General features: G+C 65.5%; 4 protein-coding genes and 1 pseudogene. 4 read left to right on the top strand and 1 reads right to left on the bottom strand.

Translation table 11 applies throughout. From position 1 onward, the window contains the following. From EN742_RS21065 to EN742_RS21050, 4 genes are all read left to right on the top strand, one after another. Positions 1-749: ABC transporter permease (locus tag EN742_RS21065; RefSeq protein ID WP_148670175.1), on the top strand; the 749-nt coding region annotated here is incomplete at its 5' end. 1 nt (position 750) lies between these two features. Then, on the top strand, positions 751-1,560 hold the full coding sequence (locus tag EN742_RS21060; RefSeq protein WP_126054790.1) for an ABC transporter ATP-binding protein: 810 nt from the start codon (positions 751-753) through the stop codon (positions 1,558-1,560). 14 nt (positions 1,561-1,574) lie between these two features. Next, on the top strand, positions 1,575-2,948 hold the full coding sequence (locus EN742_RS21055) for an MlaD family protein (protein WP_126054789.1): 1,374 nt from the start codon (positions 1,575-1,577) through the stop codon (positions 2,946-2,948). 112 nt (positions 2,949-3,060) lie between these two features. Further along, positions 3,061-3,639, top strand: coding sequence for an ABC-type transport auxiliary lipoprotein family protein (locus tag EN742_RS21050; protein ID WP_245455472.1), 579 nt, complete (start codon positions 3,061-3,063; stop codon positions 3,637-3,639). Between the two features lie 107 nt (positions 3,640-3,746). Here EN742_RS21050 and EN742_RS21045 read toward each other — a convergent pair. Further along, a pseudogene (locus EN742_RS21045) lies at positions 3,747-6,042 on the bottom strand (kinesin); the annotation flags it as partial.

Raw genomic sequence — 6,042 nt, 5'->3', positions numbered from 1 at the left:
ACGATTTCCTGGCCTCGATGAACATCCTGGGCGCCACCATCCGCGGCGCGCAGATGAAGCTTGGCCGCGGCCATGCCGTCAACCCGGCCGCCATCTTCAACCAGATCGACCGCATGGGCGTCGGCGCCATCCCGGTGGTGGTCCTGATGTCGGCCATCGTCGGCGCCATCGTTGCCCAGCAGGGCGCCTATCAGCTCAGCTATTTCGGCGCGGACATCTTCGTCGTCGACCTCGTCGGCGTGCTGATCCTGCGCGAACTCGGCGTGCTGATGACTGCGATCATGATCGCCGGCCGCTCCGGCAGCGCCATCACCGCCGAGATCGGCTCCATGAAGATGCGCGAGGAGGTCGACGCGCTCAAGGTCATCGGCCTGAACCCGAGCGGCGTGCTGGTGTTTCCGCGCCTGGTCGCGCTGGTCATCGCGCTGCCGTGTCTCACGATCATCGCCAATTTTGCCGCCCTCGGCGGCGGCATCGTCGCCGCCTGGCTCTATTCCGACATTCCCCCGGCCGCCTTCATCGACCGGCTGCGCGTCGCCATCGATCTCAGCACCATCTTCGCAGGCCTGATCAAGGCGCCGTTCATGGCCATGATCATCGGCACCATTGCTTCCGTCGAAGGCATGAAAGTCGGCGGCAGCGCCGAATCGCTTGGCCAGCACGTAACCGCCTCCGTGGTGAAATCGATCTTCGTCGTCATCATCCTCGACGGTCTTTTTGCCATGTTCTACGCCGCGATAGAGTTCTGACATGGCGACGCGAAACGGCACCGAGGCCAAGGAAACCACCGAAAGCGAGATCGTGCTGTCCGTTCGCGACGTCACCGTCGCCCTGGATGACAAGGTGATCCTCGACAAACTGTCGCTCGACATCACCCGCGGCGAGATCCTTGGCTTCGTTGGCGCCTCGGGCGCCGGCAAATCGGTGCTGTTGCGCACCATCCTCGGCCTGCTGCACAAGCAGTCGGGCACGATCAAGCTGTTCGGCGTCGATGTCGAGAAGGCGAGCGACATTGAGCGCCTGCGCATCGATATGCGCCTTGGTGTGCTGTTCCAGCACGGCGCGCTGTTCTCGGCGCTGACAGTGCAGGAGAACGTGCAGGTGCCGATGCGCGAATACCTCGACCTGCCGAAGAAGCTGATGGACGAACTGGCGCTGCTGAAGATCGAGCTTGTCGGGCTGCCGCCTGACGCGGCGCAGAAATTCCCGTCCGAATTGTCCGGCGGCATGATCAAGCGGGCGGCACTGGCGCGCGCGCTGGCGCTCGATCCGGACATCGTCTTCCTCGACGAGCCGACATCCGGCCTCGATCCGATCAGCGCCGCCGAATTCGACGAGCTGGTGGTCAAGCTGCGCGATACGATGGATCTCACCGTCTACATGGTCACGCATGATCTCGACACGCTGTTCACCGCTTGCGACCGCGTGGCGGTGCTCGGCAAGAAGAAGGTACTGGTCGAAGGCACGATCGACGACATGCTGAAAAGCGAGGAGCCGTGGGTGAAATCCTATTTTCGCGGAAAACGTGCACGGCAACTTGATCTTGCGGCGCGCGCATAGCCATAAGTGGGGCAATGGAAACAAGAGCCAACTACGTCATTGTCGGCATCTTCACGCTGGCCGCGATCCTGGCGGCCTTCGCCTTCGTTTATTGGACGGCGGCGATCGGCGACAAGGGCGAGACGACGCTGCTTCGTGTGCGCATCCCAGGCTCGGCGTCCGGCCTCGGCCGCGGCAGTTTCGTGCTCTTCAACGGCGTCAAGGTGGGTGATGTCAGGCGCGTCTACATCGACGTCGACAATCCGACTGTCGCGATCGCCGACACCGAGATCGACCGGATGACGCCGATCACCAAGTCGACGCAGGCCGATATCGGGCTGGCCGGTCTCACCGGCCAGGCCAATATCGAGCTCAAGGGCGCCGATCCCAAGGAGGTGAAACTTCTTGACCAGGCCGAGAAGGAAGGCAGGGTCGCCGAGATCGTCGCCAATCCCTCCGCCGTCACCAATCTCCTGCAGACCGCGCAGAACATCTTCACCCGTGCCGACAAGGTGCTTTCGGATCTCGAAGGCTTCACCCACGACGTGCGCGGGCCACTGACCGATACGGTCAAGAACGTCCAGACCTTCTCCGATGCGCTCGCCAGGAATTCCGACGGCATCGACAAGTTCCTGTCCAGCGTGAGTTCGCTCTCGGATGAGTTGAAAGGAGTTTCGGGCAAGCTCGACGGCACGTTGAAGGCCGCCGAGGGCCTGCTCAACGCCGTCGACAAGGACCAGATCAAGAGCATCGTCGCCAACGTCGACACGGTGACCGGCAATCTGAAGGAAACCTCCAAGCAGTTCGATACCGTCATCAACAACGTCAACACGGCGGTCGGCTCGATCAACGACTTCGCCCAGAAGACGCAAGGCACGCTGGACAAGGTCAACGGCGTGCTCGATGGCATCGATCCGGCCGAGGTGCGCACGGCGCTGGCCAACATCCAGAAGGCCAGCGACAAAGCCAATCAGGCCGCCGCCGACATCGCCAAGGTCACGAACAAATTCGCCAACCGCGCCGACGACATCGACGACACCATCAAGGACGCCAGGCAGCTGGCGCACCGGCTCAATGACGCTTCGGAGCGCGTCGACGGCATCCTGGCCAAGGTCGACAAGCTGCTCGGCTCGGGTGAGGCGAACGGCGTCATGGCGGACGCCCGCGACACGCTGAAGTCGTTCAAGCAGGTCGCCGACACGCTGAATGCGCGGCTCGGCACCATCACCGACAACCTGGCCCGCTTCTCGGGCCAAGGCCTGCAGAATGTCGAGGCGCTGGTCCAGGACAGCCGCCGCTCGATCAACCGCATCGAGGAAGCGGTGACCGACCTCAGCCGCAATCCGCAGCGCATCCTGTCGGGCGGCGAGGGCGAGGTCCGGCAATATGACGGCAGGGTGCGGCGTTGACTTCGATCTTCGCCCGCCTCAAGAACAGAAAAGACCGCAATTGCGGGTTGATCTTACGATCTGGGGACAACGGGGCTCGCGCGTGACGTCGGTTTGGGCAAGGTCGGTTGGGATGACATCGGCTGCGGCGCTGCTTGCGCTCTCGCTGGCCGGCTGCGCGGCGCTCGGCGCCAAGCCGGCGCCGCTCGACACGTTCGAGCTGTCGGCGCCGTCGATCGACGTACGTGGCCACAGCCGCCGGCAGATCCTGATCACTGAGCCGTCGGCGCTCAAGGCGCTGGACAGCCAGAACATCGTCATCAGGCCATCCGATCTGTCGATCCAGTACCTGAAGGGGGCGCAGTGGGCCGACCGCTTGCCGCTGATCGTGCAGGCCAGGCTCGCGGAAACCTTCCAGCGATCCGGCAGCTTTGCCGGCGTCGGCAAGCCGGGCGAGGGGCTGGCGATCGACTATCGGATCATCGTCGAGGTCCGGACCTTCGAAGTGCGCGTCAATGGCGGCGAGCATGCCGAGGTCGAGCTGTTCGTGCGCCTCCTCAACGACCGCAATGGCGAGGTGCGCGCCGCCAAGAGCTTTACGGCGAGCGCGCCGGTCTCGGGCGGCGGCAACGCCGCTTACGTCAGCGCGCTGGACAGCGCCTTCGGCCAGGCCGCCAAGGACATTGTGCGCTGGACGGATTCGCTGATCTGACGATTCGGTCGGGGCACTGCACACGCCCGGCGGGGCATTGCTTCGATATCATCAAGCACAAAAAAAGCGGGCCATGGCCCGCTTTTTTCTTTTCCTGACGAAGCCGCTCAGTGCAGGCGGCCGCTGGCATGGGCCAGCATGGTGTAGACCTTGCCGGTGTCCGAGGTCAGGTAGGTCTGCGCCATGATGTTGTCGCGGTCGTTGCGCGACACGTCCTTGAGCAGCTTCTCGAAATCGTCGCAGTAGCGGTCGACGGCGGCGCGGAACTCCGCCTCGGCTTGGTACTTGCGGCGGATCTCGTCGAAGGTTTGCTGGCCCTTCAGCGTGTAGAGGCGCCGCGTGAACACGTCACGCTCGCCGCGCCGGTAGCGGTTCCACAGCTCGATCGAGGCGTCGTGGTCGATGGCGCGCGCGATGTCGACCGACAGCGAGTTAAGCGATTCCACGACATGCAGCGGCGAACGCTGGGCCGGAGCCGGACGCGGCGCTTCCGCCGGCGCCGCCGGCCTCAGCTCCTCTTCACGAGACGCCCCGGTCAGGAGATCGCGCACCCAGCCGCCTTGCGGCGTGCGGCCATTGGGCTCGCGGCGCGGGGCCGCTTCGGCCGGACGCTCGAGGTCGAGCGTGCCGCGCAAGGTCGTTTCACCCAGCGGCGCCTGCTGAGCCCGGCGCTCGGGCTGCTGCTGCTGCTGAACCGGCGGCCGGCGCGGCGGCTCGGCCGGACGGGCCGGCGCCTGAGGAGCGGGGCGCAGGCTGCGCGGCTCCGAGGAGTCGCTGCCGCTGCGGCCGGACTTCGCGACGATGTCGGAGAGCTCCTTGAGCGCGTTGATCTGCTCGGAAACGGCCCGACGTATGGCCGAGGTCGATTCCTTGGCCTCTTCCGGCATCTCGATGACGCCCTTCTTGAGCTCGGCACGCGTCAGGTCGAGCTCGCTCTTGATCGAACCGGCGGTGCGCCGCATCTCCTCGGTCGCGTCGGCGAAACGCTTGGTCGCCGATTCGACCACCTCGGCGATGGCGGTGCGGATCTTTTCCGCCGATTCCATAGTCCGTCCCTCGGCGTTCTGCATCGTCTGGCCGACCAGGTTCTCGAACGAACGCATGACCTTTTCGAGGTCCTCCGACTTCTTGACCAGGCCGACCGCGAGGTCGTCCAGCGACGACTGCCGTTCCAGCGTGTGCTCGAGATTGCTCTGCGCGGAACTGAGCAGGTCCGAGGCGCTGGAGAGCAACCGGCTGTGCTCGTCGAACTTGGTAGCGATCGATGCGACCTCGCGCAGCGTGGCCGACGACAGGTCGGTGAGCCGGGTCGTATTGGAATCGACCAGGCGCGCCGAGCTGGCGAACGTCTGCGCGGCCTTCTCCGTGGTCGTCGCGAAGCTCTGCGTGCTTCCGGTGAGCCGCTCCTCGACATGGCCGAGATTGACCGCCGCCTGATCGATCAGCTGACCGAGCTGGGCGCTGGAGGTGCTCAGGCGGCCGATGAGCTCGGCGACGCTGTCGGCGAGCGTCGAGCGCGCGCCCTCGACGGCCGAGAGGGTCTCGGCCGTGCGGCTGGCGAGCGCGTTGACGAGCGCTGCGTTTTCGCTGCGCAGCTTCTCGGTCGCCCGCTCGGTAACCTCTTCCATGCTCCGCTGCAGCTCCGAGCCACCCTGGGCGAAGCGCTCGACCAGTGGCTTGGCCGTCTCGTCGAGGATCCTCGACATCTCGGCCGAGCGCGCCGCGAGCATCGTGTTGAGCTCGCGGGTGTTGGCGCCGATTGTCTTGGCGGCGTCGTTGGTGCTCTGGCCGATATGCTGGCCGACGGCGGTGAAGGTCTCCGCGATCACGTTGGCGCGCGAAATGAGTTGCGCCTCCGCGCTCGAAACCTGCTCGCTGAGCTTCTGGCCCATCGTTTCCGCGGTGTAGGCGAGACGATTTTCGACGCCGGAGACCTGCTCTTCGATCCGGGCCGCGGCTGCCGCTGCATTGGACGCCAGTCGCTCGTCGGCACCGGCCAGCGCCTGCTCGATCTCGCGGGCATGGACGGCCAATTCCTGGCCGGTCTGGCGCGCGCGGTCGGCGACCCGCTGCTCGGTGCTGGCGAAAGCCCCGACGATGGTCTCGGCGTGGCCGCCGATGGTGGTGGTGCTGTCGGCGATGCGGGCGACCAGACGCTGATCCGCATCGTCGAAGATGCGGGCGATCTCCGATGCACGCGACGACAAGGCTTCCGAACCTTCGGCGATGCGCGAGATCAGATGCTGGTCGGCGGCATCGAAGATGCGGCCGAGATCCGAGGCGCGTGCGGCAAGCGCTTCGGCCGACTCGCCGATGCGCATGCCCAGCCGTCCGCCGGCCTCCTCCACATCTCCCAGGACGCCGCCCACCATCTGCTGACCCTGCGCATCGGCGATTCGGACG

It is taken from the genome of Mesorhizobium sp. M4A.F.Ca.ET.020.02.1.1 (assembly GCF_004022645.1).
In the GTDB taxonomy this organism is placed as follows: domain Bacteria; phylum Pseudomonadota; class Alphaproteobacteria; order Rhizobiales; family Rhizobiaceae; genus Mesorhizobium.
The sequence above is the reverse complement of the archived record's forward strand: the minus strand, read 5'-3'. Positions and strand labels throughout refer to the sequence as shown.